The organism is Aureimonas sp. Leaf454 (assembly GCF_001424685.1).
Lineage (GTDB): Bacteria > Pseudomonadota > Alphaproteobacteria > Rhizobiales > Rhizobiaceae > Plantimonas.
In genome coordinates this window covers 213,993-231,560 of the sequence record NZ_LMQT01000023.1, presented here as the reverse complement: position 1 = coordinate 231,560, position 17,568 = coordinate 213,993, and the positions used below count along the sequence as shown (strand labels likewise).

Here is a 17,568-nt window from a genome sequence, read left to right as displayed (position 1 = left end):
GATCATCCAGGGGAGCTTCGACATGACCATCAGCCGACGCAATGCCATCAAGCTTGCCGCAGCAAGCAGCTTGTCCGCCGGGGCGATCCTCGCCGGCAGCGGAGGTTCCGCCATGGCACAGACGGCGCCGAATGCCGCCGTGCCGGCCGCCGATCGCGAGCAGCGTCCGGGCTGGCACCGGGTGGCGATCGGCGATGCCATCGTCACCGTGGTGCTCGACGGGTTGCGTCCGGGCGACGGACCGCATCCGACCTTCGGCGAAAACCAGAGCGCCGAAGCCGTGGCGACGCTAATGCGGGAGAACTTCCTGCCCGAGACGCGCTTCGTCAACGGTTTCAATCCGGCCCTCGTCGAGATCGGCGACATGCTCGTTCTCTTCGATACGGGGATGGGCGCGATGGGGCGCGCGAACGGTCTCGGCAAGCTCGTCGAGCGCATGGGAGCCGCCGGATATGCGCCCGGCGACGTCGACCTCGTCGTGCTCACGCACATGCATGGCGATCACATCGGCGGGCTGATGGAGGAGGGGCAGCCGACCTTCCCGAACGCGCGCTACATGGCCGGCCAGGTCGAGTACGACTTCTGGACCTCGGCCGAGGCGAAGGCGGGCCCGCGCGCCGAGAATGCCAAGCTCGTGGAGGCCCGTGTCGTCCCCTTGAAGGACAAGATCACCTTCCTCAAGGAGGGCGCCGAGGTCGTGCCCGGCATCACCGCCCACGAGGCCTTCGGTCATTCGCCGGGCCACATGATCTTCAAGCTCGTCTCGGGCGGTCAGACGCTCTGGCTGACGGCGGACACGGCCAACCATTTCGTCGCCTCGCTGCAGCGGCCGGACTGGGAGGTTCGCTTCGACATGGACAAGGCCGAAGCGGTCGCGACGCGCAAGCGCGTCTTCGGCGCGATCGCCGAGTCCCGCGCGCCGTTCCTCGGCTACCACATGCCGTTTCCCGGCATCGGCTATGTCGAGTCATCCGGCGAGGGCTTTCGCTTCGTGCCGGCCAGCTACCAGTTCGACGTCTGATCCCAGCGCATGCCGCGACATCGAAGATCCCGTCGCGCTTCCCGGCGCGGCGGTCTCGGCACGACGGCGGCTTGACGAGAGCCAGCGGCGGCCCCGCCCGAGAAGCGAGCGCGGGGCCGCTCGCCTGTGAATCGCGTCCGACCTCGTCACTCGGCCGCGTCCGGGTTCTTCCCATGCGCAAAGGAGCGTGCTAGCAGCCCTTGCCAACCCTTCGCCGCCCCGCTGCACCGCACACCGGACGGCAAGCTCTGAGATCACGAGGGACTTGGCATGGCTCGCATCATCGAAACCGCGACGGGCGCGACCGCGCTGACCTTCGACGACGTCCTTCTCCAGCCGGGCCATTCCGAGGTCATGCCGGGCGAGGTCGATCTGCGCACGCGCGTGACGCGGACCCTGAAGCTGAACATCCCGATCCTGTCGGCCGCCATGGACACGGTGACCGAGGCGCGGCTTGCCATCGCCATGGCCCAGGCCGGCGGCATCGGCGTGATTCACCGCAATCTCACCCCCGCCGAACAGGCCGAAGCCGTGCGGCAGGTGAAGAAGTTCGAAAGCGGGATGGTCGTCAATCCCGTCACGATCGGCCCGAACGCGACGCTGGGCGATGCCCGCGCCCTGATGGTGCAGCATCGCATTTCCGGCATCCCCGTCGTCATGGCCGAGGGCCCGACGCCGGGCCGGCTCGTCGGCATCCTCACCAATCGCGACGTGCGCTTCGCGACGGACGACCGCCAGCCGATCCATGAACTGATGACGAAGGACAATCTCATCACGGTTGCCGAAACGGTGGCGCAGGACGAAGCCAAGCGCCTTCTCCATCAGCACCGGATCGAGAAGCTGGTCGTCGTCGACGGGGACGGGCGCTGCATCGGCCTCATCACCGTCAAGGACATCGAGAAGTCGCAACTGAATCCGAACGCCTCCAAGGACGCGCAGGGACGGCTTCTCGCTGCGGCGGCGACGAGCGTCGGCGATGACGGCTTCGAGCGCGCCGAGCGCCTGATCGATGCCGGCATCGACCTCATCGTCGTGGACACGGCGCATGGCCATTCGCAGCGCGTGCTCGACGCCGTGGCGCGGGTGAAGCGCATGTCGAACGAGGTCCAGGTGATCGCCGGCAATGTCGCGACGCCGGGCGGGGCGAAGGCGCTGATCGACGCCGGCGCGGACGCGATCAAGGTCGGCATCGGTCCGGGTTCGATCTGCACCACGCGCATCGTCGCCGGTGTCGGCGTGCCGCAGCTCTCAGCCATCATGGGCGCCTGCGAGGAGGCCGACAAGTCGGGCGTGCCGGTGATCGCCGACGGCGGCATCAAGTATTCCGGCGATCTCGCCAAGGCGCTCGCCGCAGGCGCCTCCGCGGCCATGATCGGCTCGCTTCTCGCCGGCACGGACGAGAGCCCCGGCGAGGTCTATCTCCACCAGGGCCGCTCCTACAAATCCTATCGCGGCATGGGTTCGGTGGGCGCGATGGCGCGCGGCTCGGCCGACCGATACTTTCAGGCCGAGGTGCGCGACACGCTGAAACTCGTGCCGGAGGGCATCGAAGGGCAGGTTCCCTACAAGGGACAGGTCTCCGCCGTTTTGCACCAGCTGGCCGGCGGGCTTCGCGCGGCCATGGGCTATGTCGGCGCGGCCGATCTCGAAGCTTTCCGCGACAAGGCGACCTTCGTGCGCATTTCCAATGCGGGCCTGCGCGAGAGCCACGCCCACGACGTGACGATCACGCGGGAAAGCCCCAACTATCCCGGCTCCGGTCTCTGAGGCCGCCGACATGACGGGCAACCTCGCCATCCTCTGGCCGATGATCGTCCAGGCCTTCCTGACGCTCGGCGTCTACGGCGTTCTGGCGATGCGCCGAAAGGCGCTCGTCGGCGACAAGGCGGCGCTCGCCGCGTGGCGCTCGACCGGGATCGAGCCCGAACCCAGCAACGCTGCGGCGAAGAGCGTCGCGAACCAGTTCGAGCTGCCGGTCCTCTTCTACGTGGTGTGCCTCGGGCTCTACATCGTCAACGGCGCGTCCTGGCTGGCCGTGATCGTCGCCTGGATCTTCGCGGCGTCCCGCTTCGCGCATGCCGTGATCCATCTCGGTTCCAACCGCATCCGCCAGCGCATGCCGGCCTGGCTCGTGGGGTATCTCGCGGTTCTCGTTCTCTGGCTGATCTTCGCCATCCACATCCTCGGCGTCGCCGCACTCTAACGAGCCCCGGCGGATCCGCGCGACGATCTGAGCGGCCCGCTGCAACCGCCGCTCTCGGGTCGGCCGCTTCTCAGGCCGCTCGGTCGGGGGCGCTGGCGACCCGGTTGCGGCCGGACGACTTGGCCACGTAGAGCGCGGCATCGGCGCGACGCGTCGCGGGCTGGAGATCCTCTTCGCTCCGTTCGACGTCCGCGATCCCGATGCTGACCGTCACGGCAATGGGACCCGAGGCGGTCTGGAACGGCTCCTGTTCGGTGGCGAAGCGCAGTCTCTCGGCGATCACCGCCGCTTGGTCGGCTGTCGTCGCGGGCAGAACCGCGAGAAACTCCTCGCCGCCCCAGCGCACCGCGATGTCGCCCGTTCGAAGCGCGGCCTTCATCCGCTCGGCGAAGGCCTTCAGCACCATGTCGCCGGTCTGGTGACCATGCGTGTCGTTGATCGACTTGAAGTGGTCGATGTCGGCGATGAGCAGGCTTGTCCGCGCCTGAGCGCCGTGCCGCTTCGCCTGGCTATCGAGGCCGCGGCGGTTGTGAAGCCCCGTCAGCAGGTCCGTTTCTGCCAGACGGCGGAGACCGAGGTTCGCCCGCTCCCCGGCCATGGCGAGATAGCCGAAATAGATCAGGATCCCCGTCACCTGATCGATGATGATGGCAAGCCGACCGCTTTCCATCGTGCGCGTCGTCAGATCCGTGAAGGCGATCGTGGCGACGGATGCGGCGAAGACGAGGAAGTAACAGAGAAAGGCGGCGGCGACGACATATTGCGACCAGAGACGTTCCTGCTGCGATGGTTTCGTGATTTCCGCGATGGAAAGGGCGGTCAGCAGCATGCAGGCCAGGAAGACGCCGCTGACGGAGGTCTGTGCGGACGCTCCGGCCAGATGCAGGAACATGTAGGCGGCGGCCGGCAGGAGCGTCAGCCCGCCGAGGAACGGGAGGCGGACCGGCAAGCCGTAGAAGAAGCGCAGACCACTCCACGACAGCGAAAGGCTCGCTCCGAAGAGGGCATAGACCAAGACCGCCGAAACGGTGTCGAGATCCTCCGTCGGTGGAAGGCGCGACGTGATGAAGGCTCCGATCATCGAGCACAAGAGCGCGCCGATCCAGTGCCAGAGGCAGCGCTCGCCCGGTTGACTCAGCGCCGTGACGAGAAAGACGACGAGATAGGCGCAGCGACTGATCGCACTGGCGAAGAAGAGCGTTTCGAGGTCGAGCGACACGTCGACATATCCTTGGTGGCCGGAAGGCGTGACATGCGGCGCGAAGAGGCTTCGCGCACACGACGTTTAAAGGTTTTTCCCATCGATCGCATCCGCGAATTCCATCATTCGACGATACGATAACTTAGACTTACTATCGTGACTTGCGTCAGGCTTGAGTTGACGTCAAGTCGGACATTGTCATCCATAGGTATCCGATATAACCAGTTAATCAATCGGAGTGGAAAAGCGCCGATTTTACAAGCGGACGCGAGTTATCCAACATGAATATCAGGTTTCACCGCCGTTCATTGCTTCGCGTCACCACTCTTTTATCGCTGGCATGGGTGCTGATCGAGAGTGGCATCGATGGAGTATCGGCTGCCGAAGCGGCAGCTCCGGCTCAGTCTTCCGTCGAGCGGCGGGGACTGTCTGCGGGAGACTGGATGGTGCGGGGCAGGATCATGGGGCTTTTTCCCCTGCACGAGGCGTCCGATCTGGGTTTCATCGGAGGCCGCATCGAGACGCCGGTCCAGGTCCTGCCCGATGGCGAGGTGACCCACTTTCTGACGGATCACGTCTCGATCGAGCTCCAGGGCGGCGTCGTTGCATCGAAGCCGGTCATCCGGGACTCCATCGTCGGCGAGATCGAGATCGGCACGATCTGGACGGCCGCCGTCGGCGCCGCGGCGCAATACCACTTCCTCCCGGGAGCCCGCCTGAATCCCTATGTCGGCGTCGGCGTCAACGTGTCCTGGCCGGTCCGCATCGAACCCGGGCCCGGCGTCGCCGATTTCGACATCGACCGCCTCGTCGCTCCCGCGCTTCAGGCCGGCGCCGACTATCAGCTTTCGGACAGTTGGTTCGCGAACACCAGCCTCCGCTATTCCTTCGTGCCCGGCCATGCCTATTCCAGCGCGGGCGCCAAGTACCTCTCCGACCTCGACATGCTCGCTGTTTCCGCCGGCTTCGGCTACCGCTTCTGAGCCCGCTCGACGCGGTCGGTGCCTGCCCGGTGAAGACGCGTCAGGCTGCGGCGGTCTTCGGCTGCAGCGCCGCCTTCAGCGCGGCGCCGTCCGCGAAGAGCCGGACCGGGACGCTGGCCTGACGCCCTCGAATTTCGGCGGTGAGCGGTTTGCCGGCGGCCGCGTCGAGACCCGCGGCCGTCACCAGGCGCTCCGACAGGCAGACGGCGGTGTTCGCCGTTTTCGCGACGCCTTCCAGGCGCGCGGCGGTGTTCACCGTGTCGCCGAGCGCCGTGAAGGCGGCTTGGGCATCGCCGCCGCCGATCCGACCGAGGATGGCCGGGCCGCAATGCAGGCCGATGGCGACGCGCAAGGGTTCGTCGAGCTCGTCCTCGAGCTCCGCGTTCAGCGACGAGATCACGTCGAGCAGGTCGACGGCCGCTTCGACCGCATGTCGGGATCCGGCCGCGATCGGCTCCTCGATGGCGAAGAGCGCCATCAGTCCGTCGCCCATGAACTTGTCGACCTGCCCGCCGCGAGCCGCCACCACGTGGGCCGCCCGCTCGAAATAGGCATTGAGGAGATGCACGACGTCGTAGGCGAGGCGCCGCTCGGTGAGGCGGGTGAAGCCCCGGAGGTCGGCGAACATCACGGCGACTTCGCGTTCCACGCCCCAGCGATAGGGATCGCTCGCCGTCGCCGGATCGTAGATGCGCGAGCCGCCGACGAGGAGGCGCACCGTGACGTCCCCCATCGGCCGGGTCTGGCAGGCCAGCCTGACGTCCGGCGGCGCGGCGATCCGGTCGAGCAGCCGCGTCTCGGCGCCGCCGGGCGGGGAAAGCTTTGGAAGGCCGGACAGGATCTGCACCCGGCAGGTCGAGCAGCGGGCTCGCCCGCCGCAGGCGGAGGCATGGGCGATGCCGGATTCCCGGCTGATGTCGAGCAAGGTCTGGCCGTAGCCGCCATGCACCCGCCTGCCGCCGTCGTAGGTGACGGTGAACTCGGCCCGCAGCCGCCGCAGGAAGGGCCGCGCGAAGGGCGGGAGGAGGAGAGCCAGACCGACGAGCAGCGATACGAGCTGGAGACCGCTCGTCTCCCGCAGGATCCACTGCAGCGCCGGCAGCGGGACGAAGCGACGCGCGTCGTTCTCTGCCTCCACCATGCGGGCCGCGCTGACGAACCCGGTGAAGGAGAAGACTGCGAGGGCGATCGCGAGCCAGCCGAGGATGGGCGCGATCCTCCCGTACCAGGGCTTCAGACGCAGCCAGGCGTGGATACCGACGCAGCCGTGCACCCAGACGGCGGAGATCAGAAGGGTCTGGAGAAGGAGTCCGTTCGGCCAGACCAGCGTCAGCAGGCGCCGGTAGCCGACCTCGACGCCAAGCAACTCCTCCGCGCCTCTCGTGGCCAGAATGTGCGGAAAGAGCAGCGCCGGAACGGCCAGTCCCGAGACGATCTGAACGATCTGCCAAGGCGGCAGGCGCCAGCTGGAACGGCCCAGTGTCTTGACGACGACGAGGAGGACATGAAGGACGATCGCGCCGTAGAGGGCCGTGAGGCCGATCGGCCCGGCCCAGATGGCGCGCTTCATCTCCGCGCCGGCCTGCAGGGCGCCGAGGGAGATATTGCCGAGCGCATGATTGAGAAGGTGCGTCGTCGCATAGGCGAAGAGCACGAGCCCCGACCCGAGACGCAGCGCAGCCGTGCCGGGCAAACGCCGGCGCATCGCCGCCAGCCACGCCTGCGCCCGCCGTTCGTTTCCCGCCATCGCGCTTTCGCTCACGCCGTTCCTTTCGCGGTGGACGCCCGTCCGGGCTCTACGGCAGGACCTGGGTCACGACGTGACCTCACTTCGTGCCGCAATGCAACGGATCAACCGACGCAAGCGCGTGACGCACGTGACGCACCGTCGCGCGCGGGAGCATCCGGGTCGGGAAGCCGGACCTCGCGCAGGATCCCGGCCAAGGCCTCGAAGTCGCCGCGCCGCGTGGTGGTGGGCCGATGGATGAGGACGAGACGACGCGACGGCACCGGGTCCTGGAAGGCGAGGACCTCGATCCCGCCGGCCGCCGTCTCCACCTCCACCGCCATGTCCGGGATCAACGTCGCGCCGAGACCGCCCGCCACCATGCGCAGGATCGTGGAAAGACTGGTCGCGCCGAGGCCGGAAAAGCGGGTGTTCTCGACGAGCTGGCAAACCTTCAGCGCCTGCTCGCGCAGGCAGTGACCTTCCTCGAGGAGAATCAGACGTTCGCCGGCGAGCGCGCCGACCGGCACGCGCCCGCCGGCGAAACGCGCGGTGTCGGTGGCGGGGATGGCGAGGTGGAAGCGATCCTCGAAGAGGTCGATCGTGGAGAGGCGGTCCTCGCCGACGGGAAGCGCCACCACCGCGCAGTCGAGCTCGCCCGCCAGGACGTCCGAGACGAGAACGCGCGTCAGGCTCTCGCGGATCGCGATGTCGAGACCGGGATGCTCCCGGCCCAGCCGCCCGAGCAGCGGCGGCAGCAGATAAGGCGCCACCGTCGCGATCAGGCCGAGGCGGAGCCGCCCCGCCAGGACGACGCCGCTCGGTGCGCCGAGCCCCTCCAGGTCCTCGACATCGGTGAGGATCGAGCGCACCCGCTCCACGATCGCCTCGCCGGACTGCGTCATCGTCACGCCCGACGGACGGCGTTCGAAGAGAAGCCCGCCGAAGCTCTCCTCCATCGCCGCGATCTGGGCCGAGAGGGCCGGCTGGGAAATGTTCAACCGTCGCGCCGCCTCTCCGAAATGGAGGGTTTCGGACAGGGTGCGAAAGGAGCGGAGTTGGCGAAGCGTGAGCATGGCGATAGGATAAACGGATCGGCCAGCGCAGGAAATACGATTTGCGCTGATCGCCTCGAAGGTATCAATGTCCCCTGGAAGCATTCCAGACTCATGAAGGACACCGATATGGCCGACAAGCCGATCCTGACCACGACCGCCGGTGCGCCGGTTCCCGACAACCAGAACTCCTGGACCGCCGGCGAGCGCGGTCCGCTGCTTCTCCAGGACTACCAGCTGATCGAGAAGCTCGCGCACCAGAACCGCGAGCGCATCCCCGAGCGCGTCGTCCATGCCAAGGGCTGGGGCGCGCACGGCACGCTGAAGATCACGGGCGACATTTCGAAATACACCAAGGCGAAGGTTCTGCAGCCGGGCGCCGAGACCCCGATGATCGCGCGCTTCTCGACGGTCGCCGGCGAGGCGGGCGCGGCGGATGCCGAACGCGACGTTCGCGGCTTCTCGCTGAAGTTCTACACCGACGAGGGCAACTGGGATCTCGTCGGCAACAACACGCCCGTCTTCTTCGTGCGCGACGCCTACAAGTTTCCCGACTTCATCCACACGCAGAAGCGCCATCCGAAGACCAACATGCGTTCGCCGACCGCCATGTGGGACTTCTGGTCGCTCAGCCCGGAGAGCCTGCACCAAGTGACGATCCTGATGTCGGATCGCGGTCTGCCGATCTCGCCCATGCACATGAACGGCTACGGCTCGCACACCTTCTCGCTGTGGAACGACGCCGGCGAGCGCTACTGGGTGAAGTTCCACTTCAAGACCCAGCAGGGCCACAAGTTCCACACGAACGAGGAAGCCGACAAGGTCATCGGCAAGACCCGCGAGAGCTATCAGGAAGCCCTCTACGGCGCGATCGACAAGGGCGAGTTCCCGCGCTGGACCATGCAGGTCCAGATCATGCCGGAAGAGGACGCGCTGAAGACGAGCTACAATCCGTTCGACCTCACCAAGGTGTGGCCGCATTCGGAATATCCGCCGATCGACGTCGGCGTGCTCGAGCTGAACCGCAATCCCGAGAACTACTTCGCCGAGATCGAGAACGCGGCCTATTCGCCGTCCAACATCGTCCCCGGCATCGGCTTCTCCCCGGACAAGATGCTCCAGGCGCGCGTGTTCTCCTATGCGGACGCCCATCGCCACCGCCTCGGAACGCATTACGAGAACATCCCGGTCAACCGGCCGAAGCACGAGATTCATCACTATCATCGCGATGGCCAGATGAACACGTATGGCGGCATCCGCACGGGCAACCCGGACGTCTACTACGAGCCGAACTCCTTCAACGGCCCGGTCGAGCAGCCGAGCGCCAAGGAGCCGCCGCTCCGCATCCACGGCGATGCCGACCGCTACAATCACCGCATCGGCAACGACGATTACGGGCAGGTGACGGCGCTCTTCAACCTCTTCGATGCCGGCGAGAAGCAACGCCTCTTCGCCAACATCGCCGCCGCGATGTCGGGCATTCCCGAGGAGATCGCGGAGCGCCAGCTGATGCATTTCGGCCGCGTCCATCCGGACTACGAGGCCGGCGTCCGCGCCGCGCGCAAGACGATGGAGGGCCGCGAGCCCGCCATCTCGGTAACGCCCGAGACCCCGCAGCAGGCCGCCGAGTAAGCGCGGAGGCCGACGCGGCAAGAACGGAAGGCCGGGAGCGATCCCGGCCTTTTTCGTTTGAGGCCATGCACCTTGTTCCTCGATGCGGCGCAGCCTATTCTTCCAAGCGCGGACCTGGAGGCCGCCTTCATGGGTTCGAATTGGACGCTCAAGGACGCCGAAACGCAGTTTGTCTCGGTTGCTGAGGCTTCACTGCACGGCGAACCGCAGCGCGTGACGATCGACGGTCTGGGCGAGGTCGTCATCTCGGCGGCCGACAAGTTCGATCTGATGTCCAAGCGTCAGAAGACGTTCATCGAGCACATCATGGATTTTCCGAAACTGCCGGAAAACGCGCAGGATCTGTTCGACGATCGCCATCAGTATCCGTCGCAATTCCGTGACATCGATCTCGACTGATGTATCTGATCGATACGATGGTCTTGTCAGAGCTTGGAAAGTCCAGGCCTCAACGCTCAGTCGCAGATGGGATGGAGGCATCGCGCTATCTCGCTGTGTTCATCAGCGTTGTGACGATCGGGGAGATCGAGCGCGGCATCTATGCGTTGGAACGGCTTGAAGGAGGGCCTGCGCGCAGGCATCGCGACTGGCTTCAGCAGTCACTCATCTCCTATGAAGAGCGATGGCTGCCTGTCACGAGCGAGATCGCCCGCCGGTGGGCGCGCCTGACACACGATCTGCGCAACACCAATCCCGGACCTCCTGATCGCCGCCACCGCCCTCGAACACGACCTCACCGTCGTCACCCGCAACGTCAGACATTTCGAGCCGACCGGCGCGAAGCTCCTCGATCCCGACGACCCCTGAACCTTTTCGACCCCCTGAACCCCTGTGACCTGAACCCTTTCGAATCGTGAGACCTTGACCTTACTCCCGTGCCAGCCCTCGTCCTCCCGCAACCGCGCGCCGGGAGCTTTCCCATGCGCCTAGGCGGACGGATCGCCGCCGCCGTCGAGATTCTCGAGGACACGTCCAAGCGCCGCCGCCCCGTTGCGGACGCCCTGAAGGACTGGGGCCTCGCCCACCGCTTCGCGGGCTCGGGCGATCGCGCGGCCATCGGCAACATCGTCTACGACGTCCTGCGCGCCAAGCGCTCGCTCGGCTGGCGCATGGGCGACGACAGCCCGCGCGCGCTGGTGCTCGCCGCCATCATGGACAATCGGAGCCTCGACGGCGCGGGGTTGGCCGCCGCGCTGGAAGGCGACCGCTTCGCGCCGACCTTCCCGAACGAGGCGACGCTGAAGCGCTTCGCGGAAGCGGACCTCTCTTCCGCTCCCGACGCGGTGCGCGCCGACCTGCCGGACTGGCTCGCCGCCGAATTCGCGGAGGCGCTCGGCGAGGACTGGATCGCCGAGGCCGCCGCTCTTTCGGCCCGTCCTCCCCTCGACATCCGCGCGAACGCGCTGGTCGCGACACCCGGCGCGGTCCTCTGCGAGCTGTCGCCCTTCGGCGCCGAGCCCGCCGGGATCGCGCCGGATGGCATCCGCATCCCGCCGATCGCCGGCGACGGCCGCCATCCGAACGTGCAGGTCGAGCCCGGCTTCCTCAAGGGTGCCTTCGAGATCCAGGACGAGGGTTCGCAGATCGCCGCCCGTCTCGTCGAAGCCGCGCCCGGCGAAACCATTCTCGACATCTGCGCCGGCGCCGGCGGCAAGACCCTGGCCCTGGCGGCGGCCATGCGAGGCGAGGGCCGCGTCCACGCCTTCGACAGCGACCGCCAGCGCCTCGCCCCGATCTACGACCGCCTGAAGCGCGCGGAAGCGACCCATGTCGAGGTCCACGGGCCGCGCGACGATCTCTCCGCGCTGAGCGACGCGATGGACCGCGTCGTCGTCGATGCGCCCTGCACCGGCACGGGAACCTTCCGTCGCCGGCCCGATGCCAAATGGCGTCTCGCGCAGAGCGCGGTCGAGAAGCGCATGGGCGAGCAGGACCAGGTGCTCGATAGCGCCGCCCGCTACGTGAAGCGCGGCGGCGTGCTCGCCTACATCACCTGCTCGCTGCTGGCGCGCGAAAACCGCGCGCGGATCGCCGCCTTCCTCGAGCGTCACCCCGACTTCAAGCTCGGCGATGCCGAGGGCGCCTGGGCGCGCGTCCTGCCCGGCGCCGGGCCGCGCTACCGCGCCGAGGCGATGGCAGGCGGATCGGTCCTGACCCTGACGCCCCGCCTGACCGGCACGGACGGCTTCTTCTTCGCGCGGCTTGAGCGCCGATGACCGCGTCTCCCGCCCGGCATTGGGGACTCCTGGTCCTCTTCCTCGTCGGCGTCGTCGGCGCGGGCATGCTGATCGGCGTCAACAACCCGCCGGGCGACTGGTATGCCGGCTTGGAGAAGCCGTGGTTCACGCCGCCCGGCATCCTCTTTCCCATCGCCTGGACGATCCTCTACATCCTGATCGCCATCGCCGGCTGGCGCGTCTTCACGCGCGGCCTCGGTCGCCCGAAGGCACGGTGGGTCGTGCAGATGGCGCTGAACCTCTCGTGGTCGCCGGTCTTCTTCGGCGCCCATCTCATCGGCGCCGGCCTTGCCATCATCCTGGCCCTGCTCGTTGCGATCCTTCTCTTCATCGCGGAGACGTGGCGGGTCGATCGGCCGGCGGCGCTCTGCTTCCTTCCCTATGCCGTCTGGGTCGCCTTCGCCGCGCTTCTCAACGGTTCGATCTTCCTGTCCAACTGATCGGCGAGGCTCGACCGCCGGAGAGATGTCATGCGCAACAGCCGAGAGCCGAGATGAATGTGACGGTGGACGTTCTCGCCGGCCGGCGCGTGCTGTTCGTCATGGCCGCCGAGCCCGAATACGGCCCGCATCTCAGGGCCCGCATCCGACCGCTGATGACGGGCGTCGGCCCGATCGAAGCCGCGCTCAGCCTCGGTGTCGCGCTTCAGGCCCTGACTCAGGCCGGCCCTCTCCCAGACCTCGTCGTCTCGCTCGGCTCGGCCGGGTCGCGCCTCTTGGAGCAGGGGGCGATCTATCAGGCGTCCTCGGTGTCCTGGCGCGACATCGACGCCTCGCCGCTGGGTTTCACCAAGGGCGTGACGCCCTATCTCGACCATCCCGTCCACACGCCTCTGCCGACGCCGATCCCGGGTCTTCCGACGGCGCGTCTGTCCTCGGGTGCCGACATCGTGTCCGGCTCCGCCTATGATGCGATCGACGCCGAGATGGTCGAAATGGAAACCTTCGCGCTGCTTCGCGCCTGCCAGCGTTTCGACCTGCCGCTGATCGGCCTTCGCGGCATTTCCGACGGCGCCGCCGATCTTCATCACTACGACGACTGGACCGCGCTCCTGCCCGTCATCGACGAACGCCTCGCCGACGCGGTCGACCGGCTCGGCGTCGCCATGGAGGCCGGCCTGATCTAGGCCTTGCCTTATTCCCGCCACTTGCCTAAAGCCCCGCGATGACACACCACCCCGACACCGTCCTCATCATCGATTTCGGCTCCCAGGTGACGCAGCTGATCGCGCGTCGCGTGCGCGAGGCCGGGGTCTATTCCGAGATCGTGCCCTTTCAGCTCGCCGAGGAGCAGTTCCACCGGCTGAAGCCCAAAGCGGTGATCCTGTCGGGCTCGCCGGCCTCCACGGGCGATATCGGCAGCCCCCGCGCGCCGCAGGTCGTCTTCGACGCCGGCATTCCCGTGCTCGGCATCTGCTACGGGCAGATGACCATGTGCGTGCAGCTCGGCGGCCGCGCGGAACCCTCGACCCACCGGGAATATGGGCGCGCCTTCCTCGAGGTGCAGAAGAGCTGCGCGCTCTTCTCCGGTCTCTGGCCGGAGGGCACGCGCCATCAGGTCTGGATGAGCCACGGCGACCGCGTCATCGACATGCCGCCCGGCTTCGAGATCTTTGCCAAGTCTCCCGGCGCGCCCTACGCGGTCTTCGGCGACGAGAGCCGGAAGATGTACGGCTTGATGTTCCATCCCGAGGTCGTCCACACGACCGATGGCGCCAAGCTGATCGCGAACTTCGTGCACAAGGTGGCCGGCCTCACCGGCGACTGGACCATGGCCGCCTTCCGCGCGCAGGCGATCGAGGAGATCCGCGCCAAGGTCGGCTCCGGCCGCGTCATCTGCGGCCTGTCCGGCGGCGTCGACAGTTCCGTCGCAGCCGTCCTCATTCACGAGGCGATCGGCGACCAGCTGACCTGCATTTTCGTCGACCACGGCCTGATGCGTCAGAACGAGGCCGAGGAGGTGGTCACGATGTTCCGCGACCACTACAACATCCCGCTCGTCCATGTGGAGGCGCAGGACCTCTTCATCTCCGCGCTGGAAGGCGAGGTCGATCCGGAAACCAAGCGCAAGACGATCGGCCGCCTCTTCATCGAGACCTTCGAGGCCGAGGCCGCCAAGATCGGTGGCGCGGACTTCCTCGCCCAGGGAACGCTCTATCCCGACGTGATCGAGAGCGTTTCATTTTCCGGTGGGCCATCGGTGACGATCAAGTCCCACCACAATGTGGGCGGCCTTCCCGAGCGCATGAACATGAAGCTCGTGGAGCCGCTGCGCGAGCTCTTCAAGGACGAGGTCCGCGTTCTCGGGCGCGAACTCGGCCTGCCCGAGCAATTCGTCGGCCGCCATCCGTTCCCCGGCCCCGGCCTCGCCATCCGCTGTCCCGGCGGCATCACGCGCGAGAAGCTCGAGATCCTGCGCCAGGCCGACGCGATCTATCTCGACGAGATCCGCAAGGCCGGCCTCTACGACGCGATCTGGCAGGCCTTCGCTGTTCTACTGCCGGTCCAGACGGTCGGCGTCATGGGCGACGGGCGCACCTACGAGTTCGTCTGCGCGCTTCGCGCCGTGACCTCCGTGGACGGCATGACGGCCGACTTCTACGCCTACGACATGGAATTCCTCGGCAACACCGCGACCCGCATCATCAACGAGGTCAAGGGCATCAACCGCGTCGTCTACGACATCACGTCGAAACCACCCGGCACGATCGAGTGGGAGTGAGCTCGGCCATCGTCTGAACGGCTGGATCCCCTTTTCGGGAGCGATCGGGCCGGGGCGCTTCGCGCGGGCTGCATGGGGGCCGGAAGGCGTGATCGAGGCCTCATCGAGCCGCGCGCCGCGCGCTGCGCGTTCGATCAACGACGGCGGGGGCGGGGCGGCGTTCGGCGTGCCGCAGGCGGGCCCTGCCTGTCGCTGCGAAGTCGGGCTCGGCTCCCATGCGCGAGCCCGCCTCAGTCCGGCAGGAATTCTCCGGCCGGCGTCGTCGCCGAGACGCCGGCCGGAGCGGTGTCGTCGGGATAGCCTCGGCCGACATCGACATAGGTGAAGCCGCGCGCGCGCACGTCCGCGGCGCGGTAGACGTTGCGAAGATCGATGAGGACCGGCGCCTTCATGACGCGCTTCACCCGGTCGAGGTCGAGCGCGCGGAAGACGTTCCATTCCGTGACGATCACGGCGGCGTCTGCTCCTTCGAGGCAGGCATAGGCACTCGCCGCGTAGTCGACGTCGCGCAGCATGTCCTGCGCCTGCCGTGTGCCTTCGGGATCGTAGGCGCGGATCGCGGCCCCGCCATCCTGGAGCGCCGCGATGATGGACAGGGACGGGGCGTCGCGCATGTCGTCGGTGTTCGGCTTGAAGGTGAGGCCGAGGACCGCGATCGTCTTCCCGCGAACCGAGCCGCCGCAGGCGGCGACGACCCGCCGCGCCATGGAGCGCTTGCGCTGGTCGTTGACCGAGGCGACCGTTTCCACGATCCGCATCGGCGTCGCGTGGTCCTGCGCCGTCTTGATGAGAGCGAGCGTGTCCTTCGGGAAGCAGGAGCCGCCGTAGCCGGGGCCGGCATGCAGGAATTTCGTCCCGATCCGGTTGTCGAGCCCCATGCCGCGGGCGACGTCCTGCACGTTGGCCCCGACCGCCTCGCAGAGATCGGCCATCTCGTTGATGAAGGTGATCTTGGTCGCAAGGAAGGCGTTGGCGGCGTATTTCGTGAGCTCGGCGGTCCGGCGGCTCGTGTAGAGAACGGGCGCGGAGTTCAGATAAAGCGGCCGGTAGACGTCGGCCATGACCTTTCGCCCGCGATCGTCCTCGGCCCCGACGACGATCCGGTCCGGCCGCTTGAAGTCGTCGATCGCCGCGCCTTCGCGCAGGAATTCGGGGTTCGACACCACGGAGACCTCGGCCTCCGGCCGGGTCTCGCGGATGATGCGCTCCACCTCGTCGCCCGTGCCCACCGGCACCGTCGACTTCGTCACGATGACGGTGAAGCCGTCGAGCGCCGCGGCGATCTCGCGCGCGGCCGCATAGACGTAGGAAAGATCGGCAAATCCATCGCCGCGCCGCGAGGGCGTGCCGACCGCGATGAAGACCGCGTCCGCTCCCCGCACGGCGGCGGCGAGATCGCCGGTGAAGAACAGGTGCTCCGCCTTGACGTTGGCCGCCACGAGAGCGTCGAGACCGGGTTCGAAGATCGGGATGCGACCCGACAGGAGCGCTTCGATCTTCGCCGGATCCTTGTCGACGCAGGTCACTTCATGGCCGAAGTCGGCGAGGCAGGCTCCCGATACGAGCCCGACATAGCCGGCTCCGACGACTGCGATCTTCATGGGGTTCTCCGGGCAGGACGCGCGCCGGCGATCCGCGGGGAGGAGGGCGGATGGCGCTTGGGGTCGAAGGCGCCGGCCTTGCCGATGAAGGATCGGACAAGGCCGGCGGGTGTGTCGAGAGCAGCGTGCGAGAGGTCAAACGCCATGAGGCTGGCGGGCTTTCGGTTCAAGGTCGAAGGAACCGGTCTGACAGAACCCGGCAGAATGCGTCTCGTGTCACGCACGATGCTCTAGCAGTCTTCGGCGACGGGGTGGCGACGTTTCCGTTAGTCGAACCGACATGGCCATGCCGACGGAGTGACGAGCCCGGCGGGCAGCTTGGTGTCGCCATCGCCGCAAGCGAGATCGACCTGGGTCTGGACGAGACCGGTGGCCATGGAGAGATCGGCCCCCTCGATGCGGGTCAGGAACAGGTAGGCACCGCGAAAGTCGAGCGGGCCCGACGTCGACACGCCCTTCAGCTTGGCGCGTGCGAGATTGGCATAGGCGAAGACGTTGCCGCCGAGCGTCGCCCCCGTGAAGTCGACGCGTCCGAGTTCGGCCTTCTCGAAGCTCGCGCCGGCCAGTGCGGCCTTGGTGAAGTTCGAGCGCTGGAGTTCGGCGCCGCGAAACGAGGCGCCGTTGGCGAGCACGCCGGAAAAATTCGTTCGGTAGCCTTCGGCCTGGGTGAAGTTGGCGCCGTCCGCGACCGCGCCGGCCAGCGAGGTGCGTCCGAGCTTCGCGCCTTCGAGATTGGCGCCCTTGAGGACCGCTGCGTCGAGATTGCTCAGTCCGAGATCGGTCCCGCGCAGATCGGCCTGTTCGAGATTGGCTCCGTTGATCATGATGTTGCTACGGTTGCAGCCGCTCCAGTCGCGTTGCGGCTCCGGCGTGTCGCGGCAGTCCGCCGCCTGCGCCATGCCGCCGGACGCGGCCAGGGCGAGGCCGGCCAACATCATGCCGAAAGACCTCGGCGCTCTCTTCGGCATCGTTCCGCGATCCGATCGCTGTTGCGCTGTCATCGTGATGCTCCCATCCCTCGCTTCCCGGGCAGGGTCCCGCCTCGTGTCCGCGACGCGGCCGTTCGTCGCCCGTCGAGGTCCTTCCTCGGCCCTGCCTCAAGGGGAGTCTTGCAGACTCGTTGCCTTGTCAAAGCTGGGATATGGCTATGCAACGCTTGAAGCAAAGGACGACCTTTCCAACCTAGCT

Annotated in this window: 15 protein-coding genes; 10 read left to right on the top strand and 5 right to left on the bottom strand. The window is 67.2% G+C overall.

Translation table 11 applies throughout. The features are described 5' to 3' along the window. The first annotated feature begins 22 nt into the window (after window positions 1–22). From ASG43_RS18800 to ASG43_RS18790, 3 genes are all read left to right on the top strand, one after another. Window positions 23–1,021: an MBL fold metallo-hydrolase gene (locus ASG43_RS18800; RefSeq protein ID WP_056508216.1), complete on the top strand. Its 999-nt coding sequence runs from the start codon at window positions 23–25 to the stop codon at window positions 1,019–1,021. Between the two features lie 270 nt (window positions 1,022–1,291). After that, window positions 1,292–2,788: an IMP dehydrogenase gene (gene guaB, locus ASG43_RS18795; RefSeq protein WP_056508214.1), complete on the top strand. Its 1,497-nt coding sequence runs from the start codon at window positions 1,292–1,294 to the stop codon at window positions 2,786–2,788. Between the two features lie 10 nt (window positions 2,789–2,798). Next, the gene (locus ASG43_RS18790) at window positions 2,799–3,224 is read left to right on the top strand and encodes an MAPEG family protein (RefSeq protein WP_056508212.1); all 426 of its coding nucleotides are present in this window, start codon (window positions 2,799–2,801) and stop codon (window positions 3,222–3,224) included. A 70-nt stretch (window positions 3,225–3,294) separates the two neighbouring features. On the opposite strand, the gene ASG43_RS18785 is transcribed toward ASG43_RS18790, so the two are convergent. After that, window positions 3,295–4,443, bottom strand: a complete 1,149-nt coding sequence (locus tag ASG43_RS18785) for a GGDEF domain-containing protein (protein WP_056508210.1) — start codon at window positions 4,441–4,443, stop codon at window positions 3,295–3,297. 263 nt (window positions 4,444–4,706) lie between these two features. Between ASG43_RS18785 and ASG43_RS18780 the strand changes: the two genes are divergently transcribed. Next, window positions 4,707–5,408, top strand: coding sequence for an OmpW family outer membrane protein (locus tag ASG43_RS18780; RefSeq protein ID WP_082491048.1), 702 nt, complete (start codon window positions 4,707–4,709; stop codon window positions 5,406–5,408). Window positions 5,409–5,448: 40 nt separating this feature from the next. On the opposite strand, the gene ASG43_RS18775 is transcribed toward ASG43_RS18780, so the two are convergent. Together ASG43_RS18775 and ASG43_RS18770 are read right to left on the bottom strand one after the other, a co-directional pair. Continuing rightward, window positions 5,449–7,170 carry an adenylate/guanylate cyclase domain-containing protein gene (locus tag ASG43_RS18775; protein ID WP_156386782.1) on the bottom strand — a complete coding sequence of 574 codons (1,722 nt, stop codon included), beginning with the start codon at window positions 7,168–7,170 and terminating at the stop codon, window positions 5,449–5,451. Window positions 7,171–7,259: 89 nt separating this feature from the next. After that, entirely contained in the window at window positions 7,260–8,210 is a 951-nt protein-coding gene (locus tag ASG43_RS18770) for a hydrogen peroxide-inducible genes activator (RefSeq protein WP_056508205.1), read from the bottom strand. 108 nt (window positions 8,211–8,318) lie between these two features. On the opposite strand from ASG43_RS18770, the gene katA reads away from it, so the two are divergent. From katA to guaA, 6 genes are all read left to right on the top strand, one after another. After that, entirely contained in the window at window positions 8,319–9,821 is a 1,503-nt protein-coding gene (katA, locus tag ASG43_RS18765; RefSeq protein WP_056508420.1) for a catalase KatA, read from the top strand. 72 nt (window positions 9,822–9,893) lie between these two features. Then, window positions 9,894–10,220: a hypothetical protein gene (locus ASG43_RS18760; RefSeq protein WP_056508204.1), complete on the top strand. Its 327-nt coding sequence runs from the start codon at window positions 9,894–9,896 to the stop codon at window positions 10,218–10,220. Between the two features lie 521 nt (window positions 10,221–10,741). After that, the gene (locus tag ASG43_RS18750; RefSeq protein ID WP_056508202.1) at window positions 10,742–12,037 is read left to right on the top strand and encodes an RsmB/NOP family class I SAM-dependent RNA methyltransferase; all 1,296 of its coding nucleotides are present in this window, start codon (window positions 10,742–10,744) and stop codon (window positions 12,035–12,037) included. Next, entirely contained in the window at window positions 12,034–12,498 is a 465-nt protein-coding gene (locus ASG43_RS18745; RefSeq protein WP_056508201.1) for a TspO/MBR family protein, read from the top strand. Before ASG43_RS18750 ends, ASG43_RS18745 begins: the two co-directional genes overlap by 4 nt. A 53-nt stretch (window positions 12,499–12,551) precedes the next feature. Beyond that, window positions 12,552–13,184, top strand: a complete 633-nt coding sequence (locus ASG43_RS18740; RefSeq protein ID WP_056508200.1) for a 5'-methylthioadenosine/S-adenosylhomocysteine nucleosidase — start codon at window positions 12,552–12,554, stop codon at window positions 13,182–13,184. 38 nt (window positions 13,185–13,222) lie between these two features. Further along, window positions 13,223–14,779, top strand: a complete 1,557-nt coding sequence (gene guaA / locus ASG43_RS18735; protein WP_056508199.1) for a glutamine-hydrolyzing GMP synthase — start codon at window positions 13,223–13,225, stop codon at window positions 14,777–14,779. 230 nt (window positions 14,780–15,009) lie between these two features. Here guaA and ASG43_RS18730 read toward each other — a convergent pair whose 3' ends face one another. Together ASG43_RS18730 and ASG43_RS18725 are read right to left on the bottom strand one after the other, a co-directional pair. Continuing rightward, window positions 15,010–16,380: a UDP-glucose/GDP-mannose dehydrogenase family protein gene (locus ASG43_RS18730; protein WP_056508198.1), complete on the bottom strand. Its 1,371-nt coding sequence runs from the start codon at window positions 16,378–16,380 to the stop codon at window positions 15,010–15,012. A 266-nt stretch (window positions 16,381–16,646) separates the two neighbouring features. Continuing rightward, a complete protein-coding gene (locus ASG43_RS18725) occupies window positions 16,647–17,318 on the bottom strand; it encodes a pentapeptide repeat-containing protein (RefSeq protein ID WP_156386780.1) in 672 nt (223 codons plus the stop codon). Window positions 17,319–17,568: the final 250 nt, after the last annotated feature.

Bases quoted from the DNA above. Each gene is read 5' to 3' on its own strand.
- ASG43_RS18790 (WP_056508212.1), top strand. From the start codon at position 2,799: ATGACGGGCAACCTCGCCATCCTCTGGCCGATGATCGTCCAGGCCTTC.
- katA (WP_056508420.1), top strand. From the start codon at position 8,319: ATGGCCGACAAGCCGATCCTGACCACGACCGCCGGTGCGCCGGTTCCC.
- ASG43_RS18780 (WP_082491048.1), top strand. From the start codon at position 4,707: ATGAATATCAGGTTTCACCGCCGTTCATTGCTTCGCGTCACCACTCTT.
- ASG43_RS18745 (WP_056508201.1), top strand. From the start codon at position 12,034: ATGACCGCGTCTCCCGCCCGGCATTGGGGACTCCTGGTCCTCTTCCTC.
- ASG43_RS18740 (WP_056508200.1), top strand. From the start codon at position 12,552: ATGAATGTGACGGTGGACGTTCTCGCCGGCCGGCGCGTGCTGTTCGTC.
- ASG43_RS18750 (WP_056508202.1), top strand. From the start codon at position 10,742: ATGCGCCTAGGCGGACGGATCGCCGCCGCCGTCGAGATTCTCGAGGAC.
- ASG43_RS18770 (WP_056508205.1), bottom strand. From the start codon at position 8,210: ATGCTCACGCTTCGCCAACTCCGCTCCTTTCGCACCCTGTCCGAAACC.
- guaA (WP_056508199.1), top strand. From the start codon at position 13,223: ATGACACACCACCCCGACACCGTCCTCATCATCGATTTCGGCTCCCAG.
- guaB (WP_056508214.1), top strand. From the start codon at position 1,292: ATGGCTCGCATCATCGAAACCGCGACGGGCGCGACCGCGCTGACCTTC.
- ASG43_RS18725 (WP_156386780.1), bottom strand. From the start codon at position 17,318: ATGATGTTGGCCGGCCTCGCCCTGGCCGCGTCCGGCGGCATGGCGCAG.
- ASG43_RS18800 (WP_056508216.1), top strand. From the start codon at position 23: ATGACCATCAGCCGACGCAATGCCATCAAGCTTGCCGCAGCAAGCAGC.
- ASG43_RS18730 (WP_056508198.1), bottom strand. From the start codon at position 16,380: ATGAAGATCGCAGTCGTCGGAGCCGGCTATGTCGGGCTCGTATCGGGA.